Genomic DNA, 21,603 nt, shown 5'->3' on the forward strand with positions numbered 1-21,603 from the left:
GGTCGTACCGCAGGGAGATGATCTCCGCTGCGGTCAGATTCCACGTAACTGATAGGTGGGTGGTGGAACGGAGTAACTCGTGGACGATGCGGGCCCGGCGCAATGCAAGGGACTACGAACGTCTGATGACCCACGCGGAAGCTCACATCCAGTGGGCGTTCATCACGCTCATGTCCCGCCGCCTGTCCCGCCCCCAGCGCCGCTCCGAGACGGCCCCGGCCGGCCTCGCGTCAGCCGCCTGAGCTTGAAGTGCCCGGTGTGTGATCGTGTCCTCCGGCATACATTGGAGCACCGGCGAAACGGCGTTCTGAGCAGCGATGAAACGGTCGTCATTGTGATCACGGTGGCGGCCGCCGAGGATAACGTGGGCAATACTGCCGATCAACGGCCTTCGTCGGTACACCTGAGACGACCAAGAACCGAGTTCTGGCTCGTAAACGTCTACCGGCTACAACACAACCCCGACTACGCTCGCGCGACGCTCACGGAGAGGGACACATGAACTCGCGAGAGATCGTACATGTGCTGGGGCGGCGCCAGACGGTCAAGTACTTGGCGCTCGGCGCCGTGGCGGCGGTGGTATCCGCCTGCGCCGGCAAGAACAACACAGGCGAAAACGGCCCCAGCCCAGCCCCCATCATATCCCCCTCACTGCAGGAACCTGAAAGGAGCACAGCAACGACGCCAGGCACGGACGGCGGACTGAAAGGGCATGCGCTCAAGGCGTTCGTTGCCGGCTCATGGGACGTGCGGATGTTCCGCAATGACGGACGGGAAGACGCGCACAGGAGCACTGTCGAGGTGCTGAAGGACGGCACCTGGACCCTGACACCGCCGTCGGCCGATCCGGGCAGCATCTGGCATGGCACCTGGTCCTACCGACAGAAGACCCTGCAGATCGACTACAACATGGGAAACGGTGAAGGACCGTTCCGTATTCAGGATGCTCCGGACATGCTCGAGGACACCTTCTCCTACGCATTGCAGTCATCGCAGGATCCGCGCGGTGAGTTCTCCCGGATGACGTACGAGTGGGACAGCAAAACCCTCGTCATCAGCCAGTCCTCCGGCGGCACGTCCTTTCACTGCACACGCGCTTGATACGCCTCGCTCTCTCTGCGTGGAGCGCTGGTCGCAGCCCGCGACTGGACAGTGAGCTCTATGCCAACGGCCACCGCGCTGACCGAGACGGGCGGAGTGTCTGCGGCAACCTGAGGCCGAGACCCACCGGGCGGAGTGACGCGGCTCCCCGTCAGCGGAAGAGGAAGAAACTCCCCCGGGCCGAGCGGCCTCCTTCATGGCCGTAATCGCGCGGCGAATGCGTTCGGCGCCCACCCCCGCTCTCAGCGCGGTGATGTGGAAGGCACGAGGCAGGCTCTTGGCCAGGCGGAAGCGTCCGTCATCGGGACTATGCAGGGCGTCCACGGCCTGCGCATCATCATCGGCGACGCCCAGGAAGAGCCGGAGAACTGACTTGCCGTTCGGGCCACCGTCCATCGACGCCGAACCGAACGGCAAGTAGGATCACCGCCGGACCTCATGACGTCGTGACCTGCGGAAAGAGGTTGTGACACAGCTTCTGAGCCGCCTTCGGGATTCGAACCCGAGACCTACGCATTACGAGGGCCTGCAAGATCGTGACGGGTGGTGTTGGGTGGTCACGCAAGATCCTGTTTGGCCTGGTCAGGGGTTTTCCGGCCTCCTGGACGTGACACCCGATCCAACGGGTGCTCCGTCGTCCGCTCACGCATCGCTCACGCACACGCTGTTCGGCTGGGGCCGTCAGGCACCCGGCGTCAGCTGCTTTGGGGTTCCCTCGAAGCGGCTCGCGTCGCGCTCACAACCTGCCACCGCGCCGCGTGGGGTGCTCCCCCGAGCCATCCGCGCCGTCAGCGACGAGATGACCCGTCCGGACCGCGAAGCCATAGACATCGAACTCCCCCTCCCATGAGCCGGACCTCCAGCTCAGCACAGCGATAGCCGCCGCCCCAGATGCTCGGAAGGCCGCTATCACCATCCCTGCGGGTGAAGATCACCAACAGCAGCCGGGATTGCGCCAGACCCGGATTCAGCCGACGCCGGAAGCTGGGCTGCTTCCACGGAGACGGCTGTCTGCGGCTGGACCGCCGAAGCTTGGTCGTCCCCTGCGCCTCGTCGCGGCTGCGGGACGTAGGGGCACCTGCGGCACCTGGGGAAAGCGCTTCCAAATCTACTGGCGTATAGGGAAGATGGAGCTGACCGCCCCCCACGGGCTCTGTGTCGGCTCGCTGCTGTAGCGGGCCTGGACCGTGCAGGAGGAGTGGTCTTGGGCATACGTATCTGGAACAGCAGCGCGTCGAAGAAGACGGTCCGAGACACCCAGGGGCGATGCTCCTGGTGCGGGAATCGCGTCGAGTGGCGCGACTCCTTCGAATCTACAAGGGTTCCACTCATACCCGTCGAATTCCCAACGTCAGCTGTACCTCCCCGCTACCGATGGCACTTGGACAACGGCATTGCGATGTTGGGAGCGAATCCCCGCGACTACGGGCGCTGCCGGATCAAACATTCCTCGGTCTGCCCGGCAATGACTCATGACGACCTTGATCCAGCTATGGAAAGCATCGTTCGCGCGCTGGGTATCCGGATGCGGAAAATGATCGATTCTGGGTCCTTTGCCCCTGCTGCTGTGGCTCCCCGCAGTGAGGCTGAGATCCAGGAACCCGACCCCCCGACGGCCGCCGACGAGGGCGGTATCCGTCACGTGCTCCACCACAGTGGTGTGCTGAAGATTGCTCCAGGGGCCCTGGAAGCACTTGAGTGCGTGGCCGCCGCAGACGACGGAAGTCGATGCGCGAACTCCGTCATGGACGTCACCGAAGGCAAGTGGACACAGGTCGAGATCCCGTACGCCCCAGGAAGGGCCCACCAACAGATCCTCAACTCGACCGGAGGCTTAATGTGGGTGTGGGCTCTCAACTGTCCGGACTTCACTGACCTGTTGCGGTGGCTTCGCCAGCGCTGCCCGGCCCACAACCACGCATCAGCGCGCGAGGCGTGCGACATCGAACTCGTCACCTTCGACCCCTTGCGACACAGCGACTTCATCCTCGCCCGTCCACCGGAGGGCTACGAAGCCGCACATGAGGCTGCACATCAACCCTTCGAGGTTCCTGCGCCTACTCGGGTCATCTGCGCCGACGACGGGTGCACGAACGGAACTGTCTTATGTGTGGAACCAGGGTGGAAGTGCTACAAGTGCGCTCGACGGGCGCAGCGACGGCAAGCGACGCACGAACGCTGGTTGGGGAAGGGCTCCTAGGGGCAACGCCAAGTAGACCGCCTCGCAGGTGGCCTACAACTTCCCTACCTCGTCACGGACATGCACCCCCGGCTCGGCCGGAAGCGCAACCTCGGTACCGCTATCGCTCATGACGAGCGAGCTGCTCACTACTCCAACTCGACCTCGCCCAAGCCCCTGTTGCGGACAAGCCAGTCGCAGTTCTTCAGCGCGATGGCGTCTCTTCAGTCACGAAATCGAGGCTACTGGAAGCGGAGATTGCCCGGGGGCTTTCACAGCGCTCCATGAGCTTCCAACTACAGGCGTACTTCGCCGTGGTGGCTGAGTGGAGCGCGAAGAGAGGGACGAGGCGTGCCGGATCGGCGGTCTGGGCGGGTCTCGTCGAGGCACTATAGGCGGTGCCCTGTCCCCCCACAAGCCGCGGGCATCGCACACAGGGCGGTGAAGCAACGCAAGCAGCCGGGTAAGGAGCAGAGCACATGGCCGAGCGAACTATCCACCTCGACTCAGACCCACGGGACTGGAGCTCCCGGAAGATCCACGTCCATGCCTCTCGCTGGTATGCCACGGTCCGCCTAGACCGCGATGGGTACGTCGACGCTGCGAACTCGCGAGGACACATTCCCGAGCTGCCCGCCGCCTACACGGAAGCCGTCGACAGGGCATGCGACGCGTTCACCGACCGCATCTGGTACGACGGCTACCCAGGCAGCTTCTCGTTAGGGAGGGGCCCACGCTGGGTCGAACTGGCCGTCCAGTTCTCACACGTCGAAGCGACAGTGGAGGCGCTGCGTGCAGCCGAGCTCGACGGCGACTTCAGCGGGCTCCATGTGCTCGCCGACCGGCTGGCGCTGCCCGTCGATGACTGGCTTGGTCCCGGTGAACGGGAGCTGGTTCGCGGTATCGACTTCGGCTCGCCGCCCCGCGCATTCCTGAGGTTCCTGCGCGGTAAGGCCAGGGAACGGGGGGTTCGCCTCAACGGTCGGGCAACAGCGGGGAGTGTGTGGGTTCGGCCGACGCTGTCGTCCGCTGAGAAGCAGCTCCGTGAGATGTTCCCCGACCGGTACCCCGGGTGGGTGGACCGCTGGACCGGGTACGTCGAGTCGGACGATGCGCCCATCCGACCCTGGGTAGGCGGCAGGAATCAGAACCTCAGTTACGGCGCCATCCCCGTCCAGTTCCGCACTGCGGAGACGCCGAGCAACGGCCATTGCCCCTGTGGCATGAGCCTGCGGGAGCCTTGGGGCGAAGGCGAGCAGCACACCGCTCACCACGCGGCGTGGGCGTTAGGCATCCGGGCACCCAAAAACTTGGAGTGGTGGGGCGACCTGGCCATCGTGACGACACAGTCGCCCGTCACGTGGCGGAAGTTGGCCTACCAGGTGGCTTGGATGCCGCAAAAGGAGAACGGCTACGACTTTCGCTCGTGGTCCCACCTTGGTGAGCCTGAGGTGACCTCGGACAACATGCGGGCATACCTGTTGAAGGCGAATGGGTACGCCGTCGGCTATCTCGCCGCCCATGACACCAGTCAGCACCTCCGCTGGGATCTGATCGACGGGTCACGGTACGGCAACCAGGACGACACCCTGCGGCCGCGCATCATTCTGATCTGGGTGGCGGGCTCCTATCGCCGCCGAGGGGTCGGCGCCACACTCGTTCGGGCACTCGCCGACGACTTCGGGTGCCAAGTCGCCGATGTGTCCTGGTCGACCCCGATCAGTGACGCGGGCCGACGCCTCGCACGCCGGGTCTCACCCGGGGGCGTCTGGGTCAGCTGACCCGTCGACAGGCTTCCGTGTCGCCGATCAGCGGGCACCGGCGGGCAAGACCGAAGGTCCTTTACTCCAGATACCCGTCCTCCAAAACCACCGACGCCGCCTCCGCGAACAGTGAGATCATCAACCTCTCTGAAGGTCTTCCACAACCAGTGCGGCCATCCAGCGTGTGGGTTCAAGGCGAGGGCCTTCGGGATGGGTGGCCGGAGTCAGGATCTCCGCGCAGACGAACAAGGTTATTAGCCGCCCGTCCCGACACTCCAGATCGTTGCGCCGTTCACGACGGACGCGCTCAGCCAGAGCCGGGACAGCAAGGGAGTTGCCCCACAACGGCACAGCATCCAGTCCTTGAGGTGCCATGCCCCCGTCCTCTCAGTCGAACAGGCAGAAGTCCGGCCTGGTCACGTCGCCCAATTGAGATCCGCGTGCGCCGGCCGCCACTGTTTCACCGCCATGTCGACACCATCCGGGAGAAAGCGGGGTATCGCTTCAGCGACACAGCTCTGCGTGATTACCGCTGCGCCCGGGGTGGCGACACGCCTCGTGTGCTACTCGGCCAACGCATTCAGCGACCTATTGAATGCCTGCCGCCAGTCGTCGGTCCGACAGAGCGGGTTCGGCGGCCAGAACGCTGCTGCCGACGGGCGCACTGGGCAGAAGGTCCGTCTCATCAGCCCGTCACCTGAGTCCACAGGCGTCCCTCCCCGGGCAGATCCATCGTGCTGGCCTCCACGATGGCAGAGGTCGCTGACAACGCCGCCGAGCCGACTCCCGTCCTGGATCAGTGCGGCATGGGGCCCAGCGCGTCCCATCCGGAGGGCGGTTTGGGGTCCTGGGGCAGTCGTTTGCCGCCGGGGTTGCCGTCCGGATGCTGATTGATCCACGACAGGCCGCCCAGGTCGAGGCTGTGCCGGGCTCGGGTGACAGCGACGTAGGCAAGGCGGGCCTCAGCGTCATCGATGTCACCGGGCAAGGGATCGCCGTTCTCGTCGGTCTCTTCCGGGTCGAGCGGTTCCTCGAAGTCCTCGCCGATCCGTACGGAGGCCCATTCGCGGCCCTTGGCCTTGTGGGCGGTGGACACGACTATCTCGGCCCCTTGCTCGACCGCTAGCCGGTCCACTGCCTCCAGGATGACGTCTACCCCGTGTTCGTCAACCAGGTCGACCAGCGGCAGCAGGTCGCGTCCAGACGGGTCGTACTCGGCGTACTCCTGGAGTTCGCCCCAGGTCTCGAAGAGTATGAGTTCGGGGTGGGTGCTGCGTCTGCCGGCCTTCAGGTCGCGGGCGGCCCGGGCAAGGGCCCGAAGGGCGTCACCGCCACCTACCAGAGCGACGCGACGGCCGGCTTCGAGCTGACGCATGACTTCGAGCATGGCCCCGACGTTGGACCGGCACAAGATCGCGTCCGGCTCCTCAATGCGTTCGAGCCGGGTGTTGATGACCGGTGTGCCGGTCAGGCGGATCGGGGAGTTAACGATGTGCAGCCATCGGTTGGCTTCATCGGCCAAGGCGGCACCGAAGCGGAACGACTGGGACAGAGCCAGCTGGGTGCCATCAAAGTCGCTCATCACGTCCCTAGCCCCGCGCCAGCCGTAGATGGCCTGGGCGGAGTCACCCACCATCACCAGCTGGCAGTGGTCTCGCTGGGCGTTGAAGATCTGCTCGACCACAGGGTTGGTGTCCTGGGCCTCGTCCAACAGCAGGAAATCCGCTTCGATCCTCGGCTCGGTCAGTGCCCAGATCTTTAGGTAGTGGTCGTGATCGAAGCGGACAACGCCTTCCTGCGGGTTCTGGAGGTCGTCCCATGCCTTGGCTGCGTACGGCAAGACGATGTCTACGAGTTGGGCGTGCAGGCCTTCAGCCTCGACGCCTCGCAGGCGGGGAACGTGGTGGCGTTTGAAGGTGCGGTCCGCGGACTGGCAGAAGCGGGTGACGGTCCGAAGCACGGTGTAGGAGAGTGCCTTGTTGGTGACATTGCGTTCGCCGATCCGGACCTTCATGTTCATGGCGATGCCCAGAGAGGCGCCGGTCTTCCAGCCCGGCACCCGGGGCGCGTTCATCCGGGGGCCGTACTTGTGACCCACGGCTGCGAATGCAAGCGAGTGCGCGGTCTTACACAGCACATTGCCAGGGAACTTGCGAGCTGCGTCGTTCGCGATCGACTTGTTGAACGCTACGTACCTGCCGTGTCTGGTAGTGCTGGCCGCGAGCATCGCTAGCGTCGTCGTCTTCCCGGTTCCCGCGCCGGCCTGCAGGACCAAGTTGTCGCCACGTTGGAAGGTATCGACGGCTGCGCTCTGCTCAGGGGTAGGTGCGGGCATTGTGCTCCTCACAAGGGCGGGTGCGGCTTCATAGCGCAATCGCACGGTGACACGTGGAGAGGGCGTATGTCTGGCGATCCCGAAATCCGCTACATCTTCTGCCGTACCAGCCTCAGGAGCGCGGGGCAGCCAGGACGGCCGCGGCACCGCCGGCACTCTCGCTATTGGTCGTAAGACGTGCTCTTGAGCGCTGGGATGACATTGGCGCACCGCACTCGAAGCGCTGGCAAAATTATGACGGGTAGTGACACGCGATCAAGTTCGAACCCACTTTTACCTGGTCAGCGCCCCAGGGCGGCTTCGCCGCCCGCCGTGCGGCGGACAAATCGAAGACGCCAGGGGCTTGATGACCTTGGAACTGATCTATTTGCGCGTCAGAGACTTGTCTACCTCAGTGGCGTAACCCTCTCTGACAGTCTCGGCTGAGACACCCGGTTTGTCGGGTTAGTCTGGATGGGCGAGACAGGAGATCCGCATGCTGTCCCGTCCGCTCCGGCAATCCCGCCCTTCGCACAAGGTCAGGAGTCGGGCTTGAGCTGCTGCTGCATCTCCTCAATGCGGCGTCGCGTTGCCTCCGCCTTTCGCTCTTCGCGTCGGAGCTTCTCTTGCGCGGCAGCCAACTCCCCCGCTAAGCGCTCTCGATCCGCCTCCGCACGTTCAGCCTGGACTACCTCGTCGCTGTACGCCGGTCCCACGCGAACGCTCTGCACGACACCGCGGCGCTCGCCGCACTCCGGGCAGTCGACGACGCGAGCTGACACGTGATCGTGCTCACGGTGCTGGATGTGCTGGGCAACGTGGTCGCACGTCAGCGTCAGATCCCAGGTGTCAAGATCCTTCTTACGCTCCTCCTTCGAGGGCAAGGTGGCGCAGAAGTCCGCGAGTTTTCTGAGCGTTTGGGGGCTCAGTGGAGGCGGCGGGCAGCAGCTAAAGCAGTGGGTGACCCGAGACCCGCTGTAGCTCCAGCGCGAACTTGCACAGTTCCGATGCTTCTCTTTGAAGCGCGCTTCAGCGGCGTCGTATTCCCGCCGCCCTTCCTCTGACAGCTTCATCAACGGAGGCCAATCGCCCAGGCTGTCGTGCATCGGCTCCCCACAGCCCCTACAGGGTTCGCCGGCCATAACCTCTTCCCAGGGCAGGCGCATCCCTTCCCGTGCCCACCTCTCGCGTCGCTCATTGTCCCGCTGGTCTTCTTGCTCAGCTGCAAGAGCCTTCTGTCGGGCACGGGCGGCGGCGCGCTGCTGGCGCTGTTCCTCGGTCAGTTTGGTCACGGCTCCCCTCCGCGCATGGACAACTCCGTCGTCACACAAGTCCACGACGTCATCCTGCGGCGAGCCGCCGCTGGATATGCCCAGCTTGCGTTTTCGGAAGGGAGCCTGACCAAGTCAGATCAGATGCGCTCACTGCCGACCGGTTCCGTCCGCACCTTCAACTGTGCAGCCGCAGAGTGCCTCCTGCTGCCCCAGGCCCGTCCCCTGCGGGGGCAATGGCACGGCTATGGCGCCTGTGCCGGGACTCACCCCGCGCCATACGCTTCCGACGCCGCCGACTGCTTCCACGTCCCGTCCGCCAAGGCCGCCAGGACGCGACGCTTGATCTCGGCGCGCTGCGGGCTGGTGACGAGCGAGCTGGGCAGAAAGCCATCGCGCGCTTCGTGGGACCGCAGCACGGCGCGGACGTAGGCGTACTCGGACGGGTACCCCTCGATAAGAAACTGGCTGGCCGCGGCCCTTGCTTCGGCCGAAGCGATGACGTGGGGGCTTTCACGTTCCCGCTCGCTCAGCGCCTGGGTGATCTGACGGACGTACCGCTTGTACTCAAGACGCCGCTGCTGGATGGCTGCGAGGAATCGGCGGGCGTTGAGCACCGCCATCGCTTCCTCCATGGGGAGGGTGTAGAAGTCGTCCGGGAGGGTTCCCAACCCATGAGGAGTTTCCACGCGCGCTCGCCCTGCTGTGCTCTCCCCAAGTTCTCTCAGAGCGTTCTCCCACCGTCCCAGCATCAGGGGATGGCGCAGTGCCATGTTGCGTTCTTCTTGGTCCTTGGCGTCTTCGGCAGCAGCGAGCCGTACGGCAGCGTCATCGGCACCGAGCAGCGCCTCGGCTTCCGGAGTGCGCGGCGCGGCGATCTGACCTTGCTCATAGGCATACTTGATCTGCTCGTGCACGTTGCGGAACGAGGGTCCCTCGGCTTCGTCGCCGACGTTCCGGCGGGCGCGCTCCTGCTGAAGAAGCTCCGCATACTCACCCGGGAACGCATTCCGTAACCAGCTCAGAGCGGTGAGGTGGGAATTCGTGCCGCTCTTACGTTCGGCGCTCTTGTTGAAATCGTTGCTGCGTAACTTCTTGGCCAGCACACCGGCCTCGTGTGCGCGGTTGCGGACACGGCGCAGCCGGTGCTCGGTGCGTTCCAGACGAGGGTCACCGGTGTAGCGCATCCGTTCGACGGCGACCTGGAGTTCTCCGCAGGCACAGAGCAGGGCGTCCTGCCAGTCCAGCCGCCATTCTGCCTTGCGCAATAGGCGACGGGTGCGTTGTGGGATGTAGCCGTTGGTGGCTTCCGCAATGGCTACTGTGACGAGGTTGTCGAAGCTATCGGTGATCAGCGGTACAAGCTCGTCCGTCGGCACGTGCTCGACGTCGGCAAGCCTCAGCCTCTCCCCCAACCAACCTTCCCTCGGCACCCCTTGAATCCGGCGCGGCCGCACCGCCACCACCCCCCTCCAGCCAAAGCAGCCTATCGAGAAGGACGTTGGACGGGGGCGTAATAGCTCCACGGACAGCGATCTGACGGATAGGCCAGCCACATGCGGGTGCGCCCGTGGCCAGCGAGGCTCTCGACGACGGTTGAACTCTGACCCTTTGACGGTCTGCTGGGCTGGGACGCAGCGTGAACCTGCCATCAGCGCAGGAACCCCGCTGCTGGCTCGGTGAACCTCACTGGTGCCGGAACGGCCATCCACCGCGGCGATGACGGCCGGGCCGCCTACGGCCGGCCCGGCGATCCTCCTCGTCGGCCGGAGACAGGGCCGGACGATACGGTTCGTCACCGAGGAGGATCGAGTGCCAGACCCGCTCCTGGAGTTCCCGGATGCAGGGTCCGCAGGCGTACATCGGCGCCTGGGCGCCGGCCACGGTCGCGGGACCGATCCATAGAACGCGGGTCCACTGCTGGCCGCAGTACAGCCAGCAGAAGCCGTCGACCCAGTGGTTGCCGTCGTCCGTGGCGACCGGGGCAGGCCGGCCGCCACGGACGAACTCGGCGATACCCGGTATCACCATGTGCGGCACAGCCCCGGTCAGCATGAGCCCACATCCTCGGTCGGCTTCGGGAGACTCGGTGTGCATTCCAGGGCGATGCTGACTGCGGAGGCGACTCGTTCTCGCAGCGGCTCCGATGTGACCAAGGGGGCGGCCTTGTCGAAGGCGGGTACGGCTGCTTGCAGGAGGCGGCCCTGTTCGGCGAGGTAGTCGGCCAGGAAGGCGCGGACGGGTGGCGCGGTGCCGTCGAGGACGGCGGCGCTGTAGATCGCGGTAAGGGAGAAGGCCCAGCAGGCGTGGAGGAACCCGAAGGCGGGCCGCGTCGTCTCGCGCCACGGTGAGTAGAAGGTGACGTCATCCGGCAGCGAGACCGACGCCATGGCGAGGGCTTCGTTGAACCAGTGATGGCCAGCCTCGTGGATGAGGTCACGCGCGACAACTTCCGCGGCGTCAACGTCGACATAGTCGGTGAATACGGTGCCAGGGAGTCGCGTAATGCTCCAGCTGAAGAGTGTGTCACGCAGCTCCCGTCGCTCGAGCAGGCAGACGATCGGCGCGTGCTGATCTACCAGGTCACCGAAGCCGTGCTTGCGGGCAGAGTCCAGAGCCGCCTCGAACAGCGTGTGTAAATCCGCCGGGGCGGGCGCGGTCTCCGGCGCGACAAGGTAGTAGGCCGTCTCCGAAAGTGGCGACTGCAGGAGCTGCCCGCGTTCCGGGTTCAGCAACAGGTGTGCCCCATTGGGGGAGTTCGCGGTCGTCAGGTACGCGAGGTCGCGTAGTTCGGTGCGCCGGTACCAGGACAGCAGCTCGCCGTCACGGTCGATGGCGGCCTGCTCGGCTCCCTCAAGAAGGTGATGCGCGACCGCGTGGGCGATGGCTCCGCCGGTTGGAGCGTGGCCGTCGAGCTTGCTGCCGAGAAGCTCCGCGATGCGCCGCGTTCGCTGCGCCTTGCGCTCCTGAAGGCCGGGCAGATGGAAGAGCTTGCCAATCAAGGGTTCGGGCATCCGCGTCTCCTCGAGAAGCGATGGGTCCGGCGCGGACCGTATGATCCACGCCGGACCCACCAGTTGCTGTGATGGGTTACTGCTCGGTGTTGTCAGTGGGCGCCTCAGCGGTCCGGCTCGGCCGGGAGGCGTTCCAGCCGTGTGGCGAGGCGTTCGAGGTGTGGGCGGTGATCCGCACCGGAGCGTCATCGCGCAGGGCTTCCACGGCTTCGACGAACTCGCTGAACTGGTCGGTGTTCTCCATGGGTCCTCCTCGCAAGTGGATTGATCGAGAGGGAGTCGGGGCGGTAGCGGAGGACCGCGGCTCCAGTGCATGGCTGGCTCACCGAGTCCCATGGGGTGCTGGGGTTTCGGCGGTCAGAAGGGTGAGGAACTTGCGCACCCGGCCGGCGGTTACGGGTTCGGTGCCGTGGATGAGCTGGCTGCCGAAGATGAGCAGGGTGCCGCTGGCAGGCCGCGCGGTCCAGCGGGTGCGCTTCACTGAGCTGAACCAAGCGGAGGAGCCGTCGGTGCCTTCCGAGATGAACCGCATGCCGGGTGCGTAGTCGGCGTGGGGCTCCGGGGACGGCGGAGTCCAAGGGGCCTCGCTCCCACTGGTCTCGACGTAGAAGTCGCCGCTGCCGTCGGGCGCGAGTTCGATGGTGACGCTTGCCGCGGCGATCTGGCGGGGCCAGGCGCCGGGATCGGGGGCGATGCCGTCGGCGTGAGCGCTGATGTACTGACCGGCCTGGTACTCCAGGAAGATCCAGGGACGGTGGCCTTCCACAGACGGCATGTTCCGCCTGATCGAGGCGTGGCTGCGTTCCAGTGCGGTGTCCAGGATGGCCAGGGCGGCGGCCGGAACGTCGGTCATCTCCACACGGCCGACCGGTTCGTACAGAGCGCGGGCCTGGTCCGAAGTGAGTCCGGGGACCTCGTGAATGGTGGAGGTGCGGGCGTCGTCGAAGGAGTCGCGTCCGTGCTGGGCGAGGACAAGGTCCATGATCTCGTTGAGCCGCCTCACCTCGTGGGCGTCGAGGAAGTCCTCAACGGTGTGGATGCTCAGTGTCTCGGCGATGTGGATCACCGACGGACCTCCGTGAGATCGAGGAAGTGCGGGTGGGGGATCGGGGGCGGGCAGGCGCACCGGAATGGATCGTCGTCAGGCAAGTGGTGGTCGAGGCGGTCGACGAGCTCGGCGAGGAGCTGGCCGCCGATGGGGAGCGCGGCGAGGTAGTCGTTCGGGAAGCTGTCGGGCGTGGGTACGAGGCGTAGGTCCAGGACGGGGTAACGGTTTCCGGTGGCGGCGCAGGTCAGCAGGGCGCGTCCGAGGTCGATCGCGCAAGAAGGAGGTAGGGCGCCGTCGGCTCGCTCGGCGAGTCGGCACAGCCGAGCGGCAATCTCGGCGGCCTCGGTCCGGTTGCGCGGCAGGATGCCGACGGACAGTTCACGCTGCGGCGCACCAGAGGTGGCGGGGTGCCCCTGGCAGCTGTCGTAGGTGATGTAGCCCCAGCGCTCGGTGACAGCCTGTACAAGTGGGAAGATCCCCGGCTCGATGCCGTCGCGCCACTGAGGGTGCCTGGGGTCGAGGTCGTCCGCCTCGTGGACGCCGGGGAGGCCCGCAGTGTTGATGTTGCCGAGCGCGCTGGTGCGCAGGCGGGCTCGCTGCCGGGGTGTGAGTGGATCGTCCCAGCGGCGGAGGAACGCGCCGACGTCGTGCATCTGGTTCGGGTGGCGCGGGCGCCAGCGGAGTCGGGTGCACCAGACCGCTTCGGGGTGCTCCGGTTGCGCGAGCAGGGCAGCGACGCCGTCGACCAGTCGCATGCGGTGGTCGCAGTAGGCGTCGCCCAGGTCGGCGTGCGCATAGCGGAGGCGTACGGCCATGCAGCCGCCTCCGCAGGTGTCCCGGTAGTCACACGAGACGCACGGCGCGATGAGGGCGTGGGCGTCGGCGAGCAGCCGGGAGCGGTCCTGGGCTTGCCGCACGTCCTGCTGCGAGGTGAGGAGCGGGAGATGGGCCAACTGGGCGCTGGGCCATGGAAGTTCGTCACAGCCGCCGAATCGCCCGTCGGGGTACAGCGTGAAGATGTGGTCGCACTTGAGGTCGTCGTAGTGGCAGGAGCCGGTGCGCAGGCCCCGTAGACGGCGGAGCACGGATACGACTGGGTCCAGTTTAATCTTGCGGAACCAGCCAGCGCGAACCCAGTGGACAGCTGCGGCGAGGGTGAAGTCGGCGTACTGGGCAGGAGTGATGGCCCAGGCCGGACCAGCGGGTCCGATCGCCGCCGCCTGCATAGCCCTGCTGGTACCGACGCGCCTGGATAGTGCTCGTGTCGGCGAGACCACTGCGCTGTCGAAGCAGGGGACGAGGCTGATCGCCGTCACGGCCGGGAAGGAGGCCAGGTGGTCGATGATCTCGTCAGCCCGGCCGAGTACCTGCGGTGTGACGGCACAGATGACTGAGGCGGTCCGGTCGCGGCGTTCCAGCAGCCGCAGCGTCTCGACAACCCTGGGGTAGACGGGGGCTCCGTCGTAGCCGACTCGCCAGCTGTTCCCTCGGGCGTCGCCGTCGAGGGAGATGCCGATCTCCAACGAAGGCAGGTGCTCGTCGAAGAGGTCGAGCCAGGCGTCGTCGAGGAGCAGACCGTTGGTTTGGAGGCTGACTCGGATCACATTCGGGTTCGCCGCAAGAGCGCGCAGTACGTTGGCGACCGCGTCCTTGCCAGCGGTGAGAGGCTCGCCCCCGTGCAGTTCAACCGCGAGTGGCCGGCCTGCGAAGAGCGCCGCCAGGCGGTGCACCTGGGCGGCATCGACACGGCGTCCGCCGGGAGCTTCCTTGCGCTTCTCGAAGCAGTACAGGCAGTCGATGTCGCAGGTCTCGCCGCGCAGCTTGAGGATCACGGAAACGGCCCCGGTGCTGTCGGCGGGGTCGAGGCGTGCGTACAGGTTGTCGAGCTCGTTCGAGGGCGGGACGGTGGACAATGCTCACCTCCAGGTCGAGCGCCTCGGCGGTCAGGCTGTCGCGGGCTCCAAGCGCTTGGCCCAAGCGGTCAGGGCCGCGTCGGTGAGCGGTACGCGGTCGTCCGCGCGGCGAAGGAACCAGCCGTCGCTGTAGCACTGCGGCAGCCATCCCGGGCCGTCGACCGGCACCTGGATCCACTCGCCGCTGCTGTCGTTGACGGGGTGACAGGACAAAAGGGCACGGGTCAGCCGCCGCTGGACCGAGTGGAACCACTTCCAGGCCGGGTCGTGCCACAGCCCGGTCAGCGGAATGGAGCTCCATGGCCGCGTGACCGTGAGCGGGAGCCACTTCTCCCCGAGCAGGGGCTGTCCGGCGGCGGCGCACTCGGCCGAGGCGAGCGTCAGCGCCAGGCGTTCCAGGACCAGATCAGCCGAGGCGTACAGGCCGTCGTCGACCAGTCCGATGAGGTCCTCGGTCAGGCTCGCCACCGTCTCGGCGCGGTCGGCCACGGCCCAGGCACGGTAGACCTCGGCCTCGCCGGAGTCCGTGACCGGGATCCATTGGCCTTTCTGGTAGCGCTTCGCGGTCCGGAGGCAGGTCAGCTTCGGCAGGTCCTTGCGGACCTGGCGGAAGAGTACGAGATCGCCGTTGCGGACATCGAAGCCACGTAGGAGTCCGCGTAGCTCCGCCATTTGGTCCGGGGCGGAGATTTGGAGATCTATCCGCACTCCGTCGCTGAGCCACGAACGGGGCTCGGGGAGATCCGGACCATCTCCCAGTAAGCGCAGGTCGATGTCGCTGGCCGCATGGGCGAGCCCGCATGCCAGGGCTCCCTCCAACCAAACCGTCGCACCCGGGTGGTCGGACAGGAGCTGCTTGGCCGTCCGACTCGCGATGCGGAGGCGGTGCCGTATCGAGTCGCTGATCACTGGCCCTCCCGGTGAGCGGTGACCGCTGGACCGGCCGCCGGGCAGGTCGAGATCGAGGTGATGAGCTGGGTGAGCCAGGTGTCCAGTTCCTGACGGACGTCGGTGCGCTGGGCGCCGATGTGTGGCGTGAGCAGGAGGTTCCGCGAACCGGCTGCGAGGTGCACCAGCCGCACGTGCTCGGCTTCGATGGCGTCCAGGGCGAGACCACTGATCCGCTGCGCGTCGAGCGCGTGCAGGAAGGCGTCCACGTCGAGCGTCTCAATCCGTCCGGCGCAGATCACCAGCGGCTGGCGGGCGGCGACCCCTGTGAGGAACTCCTCGTCGAACAGTCTTCGCGTCCCGTCCCGCAGCGGCAGGGCTACGACGTGGACATCAGCGCACTCGACCAGAGTGTGAGCAGGAAGTTGCGGCAGCTCGGGAGGGCTGGAAGGCCAATAGGCGAAGGACACTTGGCGAGCGAAGGGGGCGAGCAGCCTGGCGGTCGATCTTCCGACCGGACCAGCACCCCACACGGCGACGTCGAGCTCGGACAGGGGCCTGCCCAAGCAGGCATCCTTCATGTGCCGACCCTGGGCAATGGCGTTGTGTCCCAAGGGAATGCGGCGGGCCAGGCTGAGTGCGGCAACGAGGCACCACTCGGCCACGGCGGCGGCACTGGCGTGTGGGTTGCGGTGCAGAGTGATGCCGCGCCGAGTGAGCTCGGGGACGTCGATGTTGTCGGTGCCCGAGCCGGCGCGGACGACGTGCTGGAGCAAAGGCAACCGGTCGAGTTGCCGGCGGCCCAGCCGTGCTCCGGAGCGCAGTGCGACGACGGTGGTCCGCTGAGCGGCTTCCGGAAGGGAGTCGAAGTCGGCCGTTTCCAGTAACTCGACTCCGCAACAGGCGCGTTGGATTCGGTAAAGGTCGGCAGCGCCCTTGGCGATGAGGACGGTGTGTGTCATCGGCCGGTTCCTCGCCGCACGGGGGACAGGAAGCGTCCGAAGGCGAGGTCGCCGTCGCCGATGACGACCTCGATCGGGGAGGGCGTGCCGAAGAAGTCGTCTGCGGCGCGCTTGACGCCGGGCAGACCGTCCCATGCCCTCGGGTTGATGGCGGTGTCCGCGTAGTCGTCCAGGAGGAGCACGCCGGCGGGAGCGAGCCTGGGTATGCAGGCTCGAAGGCCGGTGATGGTGGAGGCGTAGAAGTCGCCGTCCAGGTAGGCCAGGGCGACCGTGCCCGGGAGTTCGCCGGGCACGGTCTTCTCGAACCAGCCCGGGTGGATCGTCGGCGGTGTCCGGCCCCACCGGGCATGAGTGTCCAGGACATCCTGGGGAGCGGAGCGCAGTTCGCCTTCGGTGAGGTGATGGGAGTCGTGGTCGCTGGGGGCGGGCATGCCGGCGAAGGAGTCGAAGACGTGTATCTCGCGCCGGGTGTCGCCGAGGGAGTCCAGGACACAGCGCATCCACAGGGCCATCGCCCCGCGGTAGCAGCCGAGTTCCACAATCGCCCCGTCGGTGCCCTGGTCGACCAAGCGGCGGAGCTCGTCGGCGATGACGTTCAGTCGGTCGGCGCAGACCGTGTCCGCGTGTTCGGTGAGAAGCCACTTGCGCAGGTTGTCGTCCACTGCGGTCACCACCTGTCGATGAACGGGTCGTGGAGTCGGCCGTGGAGGGCGGCAACCAGCGGCTCGTTGATCCGGGGCAGCAGGAATGCCTCCGCGAGCTTGCCGATGGACGTCCACTCGAAGCCGACCTGGATCGGGTCGGAAGGGTCGGAGAATCGCGGAGTTGTATCGCCCAGCGGCTGTGCGAGGAACGTGAACTGGGTCTTCTGCACGGTCCCGAACTCGTCGTTCCAGGCCGCCGGCACGTACTCGGTCACCAGCAGGAGCCGGTCGACGACCACGTCGAGCCCCGTCTCCTGTCGGACCTTGCGATGGACCGCGTCGCGCAGGCCCTCTCCCTCCTGCGCCTTGCCACCGGGCAGGTTGTAGTGGAACCCGGAGTGATCGTTGTACGAGAGGAGCAGGACCTGGTCGTCGTGCTGTACCGCAGCCTTCACCGACACGCTGATGCGGGGAAGGGTCATAACAGGCTCCCTCGGGCGTGGGGTCAGACGCAGGACAGCGCGTCCGGCTCGCCGATCCGCAGCAGGTCGCCGACGGCCGCGAGCGGGGCCTCGGCGCTGGGACGAAAGGTGCCCTCGCGGGTGAACTGCCGGGCGGCGGCGCGCATGCCGGCCAAGGCGGCTCGGCTGAACTGGTTGGCGTAGATGCACAGGCGATAACCGGCCTGGCCCAGTTCCGTGGCGGTGAGCTGCGGGAAGGCGGTGGGCACAGTGACCAGCGGGATCGCGTGACTCCACCGAGCGGCCACCTCCAGAGGCTCACGGCCGGTCTGGTCCTTGGAATGGATCAGAACGGCTTCCGCACCCGCCTCGACGAAGCGCGCCGATCGGCCCATGGCCAGCTCCAGGCTCATCTTGGCGATCAAGGATTCGGTGCGGGAGATGACGACCAGGTCATCGCCGACGGTCTTGCGGATGCGCTCGATCTGCCGGACAACGAGCTCCGCGGAAGCGAGCTGCTGGACGGTGTGACCGGCGAAGCTGTTGCACTTGGGGTAGGCGCTGTCTTCCAGGCAGATCGCGGCAGCCCCGGCCCTGGCGAGATCAGCCGCGACGCGGGCAGCGCCTTCGACGGTGCCGCCCGCGTTGTCGATGTCCACGATCACCGGACGCTCGGTCACGCGACCGAGCGCGGTGACCACGTCGGCGAGGTCGCGGGCGCTGAGCACGTTGGCGTCGGGCAGGCCGAGGGAGGCGGACACCTCCAGCCCGCTCACCCAGAGGGCGTCGAACCCCTCCTCCACGGCCAGGCGGGCCGCCATGGCATTGACGGCCCCCGCCGCGAGTAACGGCCGTGCCGGAGCTCCCGAGTTGAGCGGCTCGCGCAGTTGGGCCACCCCATGAGGTGTCGGCATCAGCTCTCCTTCTCGTCATTGGCCGACAGGCCGGGGATGAGCCCGAGCCGTTCCAGCGCGGCCCAGGCCGAGCCGAGAACGTCCGCGGGGGTGCCGTCGGCGTCCAGGCGCACCACGGCGCCGAGCAACGGGAACGACTGCGGGGAACCGGTGACCTCCGCGTAGACCTCGTGCACCGCGGACTGCACGTGGTGCACGTCCCAGTCCTCTCGGACGGCGTCGCCAGCCCGGCCCTTGGCCCTCCGCATCGAGTCGGTGGGGGGAAGCTCGAGTACCAGCGTCGCGTCCGGGCCTTCCACCAGCCCTTCGGCCAGCGCCGCGTAGGTGTCCCCTGCCCCGGCACCGTGCTTGACCGCGAAGAACGCGAGCTCGCTCAGCAGCCACCGGTCCGCGATGACCGGTCGCGCCTGGCGCTGCGGCCGGACGAGCTTACGCAGCGTCGCGTTCTTGTCCGCGACGATGGCCGACAGGTAGGCGGCCTTGTTCTCCGGGGACGGCCGGTACTTCCCGTCGACGATCTGGCCGGCATGGTCCGGCGACAGGAAGTTCGTGGTCAGGAGGCACAGCGGGGTGACGTCGAACAGGCCCTGCCACAGTCGGAACAGTCCCTTGCGGAGCGTGGTCTTCCCGGTGCCGTCCAGGCCCTCGATAGCGATGAAGGGGGAACGGTTCGTCATCACTCGGCCTGCCCTGCTCCCGTACCGCCCGCGTACTTGGTGAACTGGCCACGCCACACGGCAGTCGTGGTCACCAGGTCCACCAGACGCAATTCGCCCAGCTCGTCCAGCAACCCGGGCACCGACCGCTCCGCCTCGATGCCCGCCGTGATTGCCTCGCAGTAGGCGCGCCTGCCCCGTAGGTCGTCGTGCGCGGGCAGAGCGGCGGCCAGCACGCGGTCCGCCATGCCGTAGGACACGGCCTCTACCGCCCCCTCCAAGACCTGGGCGCGTACCGGTTCAGGGTTCGGCTCCAAGGTCACATGGCGCACGCCGCGATGCCTGATGACCGCGAAGAACCCCACCCACCACGCGCTGGCCTCGCACGCGGCGACCACGGCTTCACCCCACGGTGCCGCCGTGCCGTCGGGCACCAGACGCTTCCGCGCCCGCTCCGCCGCCCGCACGGTACAGACGGCGTTTGCGCCACCGTCCAGACCATGGCGTTGCGGGAGCGACCACCAGTACGCCAGACCCGCTTCTTCCAGCAGTGCCCGCGCCTCCGCACCGGGGACGCTGGCGGGACGGCGGGCAAGACCGCCGACCTCGACGGCGCTGACGTCGGGCAGGCTGTCCTGGGTCCGCACAATCTCGCGCCACTCCTCCACATGCAGATGCAGCCGCTGGATCAGCAGCCCGTCCGCCAGGGTCCGCCAGGCCGCTCTCAGCGACGGCATGGTGCCCTCCTCCACAGGACTTGTCGCTCTCATCACCCGTAAGTCCTTCCTGACGCAGGGCGGCAGTGGCGAGGTTCGCCGGGCCGGCTCGCGTGCGCTCCTCCTATAGTCACGAGCAGTACGGGCTGCGGTTATGGGCGTTTATGCGGGTCGCTACGTTGGCCGACCTGACGCACGAACACCGGGAAGAATGTTCGGCGTGGACAGCAGCCAACAGCGGCGGTGCGCCTCATGCGGCAACGCGTTGAGCCGTTACAACGCCGGTACCAGGTGCGGCCCTTGCCAACGTGGGTTACACATCGCGCCCGAGTTCTGGGAGGAGCCGCACGTCCGGCAGGCGGTGGCGGCTTGGGACCTGGGTTCGCTCTGCCGCCTCATCCGGCGCCACACTGGTGTGTCGCAGGCGACCTTCGCCCGGTTCGTCAACAGCGACCAGTCCGAGATCAGCCGGCTGGAGCGTGGACAGCGGGTCGTCAAGGACCGACGCCGGATGCTCCAGTGGGCCCAGGCGCTCAACTTCCCCGAACAGCTTGCCGGTCCGCTCCCCGCCGACCTTGAACACTCGTCCTCAACTCTCGAGCTCTCGCCTCTACGGCCTCGCGTCAGCACCACGGCCGGACCGAACCAGCTGCATCTCCCCACCGGCCAGAGCATCACCAGCACTGCCCTGCCCGCCCTGGTACTCGACGCCGACACCTTCCGTGGCAACGAGCTCCACATCAGCCGCGGCCCCGAGTTGGACGCCTGGACGAGAACGCCCACCCGCGCCCTCGTCATCGCGACTCGTACAGTCAACGGGACGAGCCGGCAGTTCGCCGTCGACGCCCGTTACGGAGGCCGAGCCAAGCGCGAAACAGGCGACCAGGACCGCATACTGCGCATTCCGTCCGCGTACGAACTCGACGACCTCACGTACGGGATCCTCTGGGCGGTCACCGGATTCGACGCGGCGCTGCTCGGTGACGACGCCGGCCTGCACGCCATCCTTCCGCTCACCAGCGGCGTCGACCTCGAACCGCTCGCCGCCGCCGTACGGAAGGAGGACCTGACGCCCGGCTCCCTCATGTTCATCGGCTCCCAGGCCAGCGCCCACTACATCCTCGACAACCGTGACGCGCTCGGCGACTCCCCGGTCTTCTGGACCCGCGAGCAGAGTGGGGAGGAGGCCGCCACCTGGCTCTTCTTCACGCACAAGTTCACCTACCTACGCCGAACGGCTCCGGTCACACCGGAGGCGAACACCGGGATCGGCCGTGCCTTCTGCATTCCGCCGGAGGCGGTCACCCGCTCCCCCAGCCACGAGCGAGTCCTGCTCTTCCTGGCGATCGCTCTAATGGAGTCCCTCGGCATCACGACCTGGATCACGGAGAACCTCGAGCTCGCCGAGACCGAGGGCTTTGTCCTGCTTCCCCGACAGCGCGCCGTCATCGCCAGCTGGGTGCGCGCGGAGGCGGTCTCCAAGCTCGGACGTACCACGAGACCGGCTGATCTACATGCCTTCGCCGACGCCGTCGGACACGCCGCCGCGCACTCCGCCACCGGAGCCCTTCTCGCTCGTGACCGCCTCATCGCCACCGCTGAGTACCTGGGACTGGACTGGACCTGGCTCTCCCGGCGTTGCCGTCAGCTCGCCTCGGTAGGTACCCGTGCTCTCGCCCGTCCCCGCAGCCGTCTGCTGGGGCTGGACGGTCTCGACACCGCATGCCAGTTCGTCGCCTCCCACCGTGTCGCATGAACC

The 21,603-nt window shown here is 66.9% G+C and carries 19 protein-coding genes; 4 read left to right on the forward strand and 15 right to left on the reverse strand.

Annotated features, from left to right (window positions below):
- Positions 1–498 precede the first annotated feature (498 nt).
- The 3 genes from ABCR83_RS13425 to ABCR83_RS13435 all read left to right on the forward strand — a co-directional run bounded on the left by ABCR83_RS13425 (position 499) and on the right by ABCR83_RS13435 (position 5,061).
- Positions 499–1,101 (forward strand): hypothetical protein, encoded by a 603-nt coding sequence (locus ABCR83_RS13425; RefSeq protein WP_462695181.1) that lies wholly within the window; start codon positions 499–501, stop codon positions 1,099–1,101.
- A 1,198-nt stretch (positions 1,102–2,299) separates the two neighbouring features.
- A complete protein-coding gene (locus ABCR83_RS13430) occupies positions 2,300–3,301 on the forward strand; it encodes a DUF6083 domain-containing protein (protein WP_462695182.1) in 1,002 nt (333 codons plus the stop codon).
- A 458-nt stretch (positions 3,302–3,759) separates the two neighbouring features.
- Positions 3,760–5,061, forward strand: a complete 1,302-nt coding sequence (locus tag ABCR83_RS13435; protein ID WP_462695183.1) for a GNAT family N-acetyltransferase — start codon at positions 3,760–3,762, stop codon at positions 5,059–5,061.
- A gap of 778 nt (positions 5,062–5,839) precedes the next feature.
- Here ABCR83_RS13435 and ABCR83_RS13440 read toward each other — a convergent pair.
- The 15 genes from ABCR83_RS13440 to ABCR83_RS13510 form a co-directional block, all read right to left on the reverse strand.
- A complete protein-coding gene (locus tag ABCR83_RS13440) occupies positions 5,840–7,378 on the reverse strand; it encodes a UvrD-helicase domain-containing protein (protein ID WP_462695184.1) in 1,539 nt (512 codons plus the stop codon).
- Positions 7,379–7,896: 518 nt separating this feature from the next.
- Positions 7,897–8,649 carry a hypothetical protein gene (locus ABCR83_RS13445; RefSeq protein ID WP_462695185.1) on the reverse strand — a complete coding sequence of 251 codons (753 nt, stop codon included), beginning with the start codon at positions 8,647–8,649 and terminating at the stop codon, positions 7,897–7,899.
- A gap of 245 nt (positions 8,650–8,894) precedes the next feature.
- Complete coding sequence (locus tag ABCR83_RS13450) at positions 8,895–10,043, reverse strand: hypothetical protein (RefSeq protein WP_462695186.1); 1,149 nt, start codon at positions 10,041–10,043, stop codon at positions 8,895–8,897.
- 271 nt (positions 10,044–10,314) lie between these two features.
- Complete coding sequence (locus ABCR83_RS13455; protein ID WP_462695187.1) at positions 10,315–10,683, reverse strand: hypothetical protein; 369 nt, start codon at positions 10,681–10,683, stop codon at positions 10,315–10,317.
- Positions 10,677–11,642: an aKG-HExxH-type peptide beta-hydroxylase gene (locus ABCR83_RS13460; RefSeq protein WP_462695188.1), complete on the reverse strand. Its 966-nt coding sequence runs from the start codon at positions 11,640–11,642 to the stop codon at positions 10,677–10,679. The genes ABCR83_RS13455 and ABCR83_RS13460 overlap by 7 nt, the downstream gene beginning before the upstream one ends.
- Positions 11,643–11,718: 76 nt before the next feature.
- The gene (locus ABCR83_RS13465) at positions 11,719–11,886 is read right to left on the reverse strand and encodes a hypothetical protein (RefSeq protein WP_462695189.1); all 168 of its coding nucleotides are present in this window, start codon (positions 11,884–11,886) and stop codon (positions 11,719–11,721) included.
- Positions 11,887–11,964: 78 nt separating this feature from the next.
- The gene (locus ABCR83_RS13470) at positions 11,965–12,708 is read right to left on the reverse strand and encodes a hypothetical protein (RefSeq protein WP_462695190.1); all 744 of its coding nucleotides are present in this window, start codon (positions 12,706–12,708) and stop codon (positions 11,965–11,967) included.
- On the reverse strand, positions 12,705–14,603 hold the full coding sequence (locus tag ABCR83_RS13475; RefSeq protein ID WP_462695191.1) for a radical SAM protein: 1,899 nt from the start codon (positions 14,601–14,603) through the stop codon (positions 12,705–12,707). Before ABCR83_RS13475 ends, ABCR83_RS13470 begins: the two co-directional genes overlap by 4 nt.
- Positions 14,604–14,633: 30 nt before the next feature.
- Positions 14,634–15,275: a hypothetical protein gene (locus ABCR83_RS13480; RefSeq protein WP_462695192.1), complete on the reverse strand. Its 642-nt coding sequence runs from the start codon at positions 15,273–15,275 to the stop codon at positions 14,634–14,636.
- A 233-nt stretch (positions 15,276–15,508) separates the two neighbouring features.
- Positions 15,509–16,453 (reverse strand): NAD(P)-dependent oxidoreductase, encoded by a 945-nt coding sequence (locus ABCR83_RS13485; protein WP_462695193.1) that lies wholly within the window; start codon positions 16,451–16,453, stop codon positions 15,509–15,511.
- Positions 16,450–17,124: a TylF/MycF/NovP-related O-methyltransferase gene (locus tag ABCR83_RS13490; protein ID WP_462695194.1), complete on the reverse strand. Its 675-nt coding sequence runs from the start codon at positions 17,122–17,124 to the stop codon at positions 16,450–16,452. The genes ABCR83_RS13485 and ABCR83_RS13490 overlap by 4 nt, the downstream gene beginning before the upstream one ends.
- Positions 17,121–17,579, reverse strand: a complete 459-nt coding sequence (locus ABCR83_RS13495) for an NUDIX domain-containing protein (RefSeq protein ID WP_462695195.1) — start codon at positions 17,577–17,579, stop codon at positions 17,121–17,123. Before ABCR83_RS13495 ends, ABCR83_RS13490 begins: the two co-directional genes overlap by 4 nt.
- A gap of 23 nt (positions 17,580–17,602) precedes the next feature.
- On the reverse strand, positions 17,603–18,472 hold the full coding sequence (locus ABCR83_RS13500) for an isocitrate lyase/phosphoenolpyruvate mutase family protein (RefSeq protein ID WP_462695196.1): 870 nt from the start codon (positions 18,470–18,472) through the stop codon (positions 17,603–17,605).
- A complete protein-coding gene (locus ABCR83_RS13505) occupies positions 18,472–19,149 on the reverse strand; it encodes a dTMP kinase (RefSeq protein ID WP_462695197.1) in 678 nt (225 codons plus the stop codon). The genes ABCR83_RS13500 and ABCR83_RS13505 overlap by 1 nt, the downstream gene beginning before the upstream one ends.
- Complete coding sequence (locus ABCR83_RS13510) at positions 19,149–19,865, reverse strand: hypothetical protein (RefSeq protein WP_462695198.1); 717 nt, start codon at positions 19,863–19,865, stop codon at positions 19,149–19,151. Before ABCR83_RS13510 ends, ABCR83_RS13505 begins: the two co-directional genes overlap by 1 nt.
- Before the next feature lie 190 nt (positions 19,866–20,055).
- Between ABCR83_RS13510 and ABCR83_RS13515 the strand changes: the two genes are divergently transcribed.
- The gene (locus ABCR83_RS13515; protein WP_462695199.1) at positions 20,056–21,600 is read left to right on the forward strand and encodes a helix-turn-helix domain-containing protein; all 1,545 of its coding nucleotides are present in this window, start codon (positions 20,056–20,058) and stop codon (positions 21,598–21,600) included.
- Positions 21,601–21,603: the final 3 nt, after the last annotated feature.

Source organism: Streptomyces xingningensis (assembly GCF_054957865.1).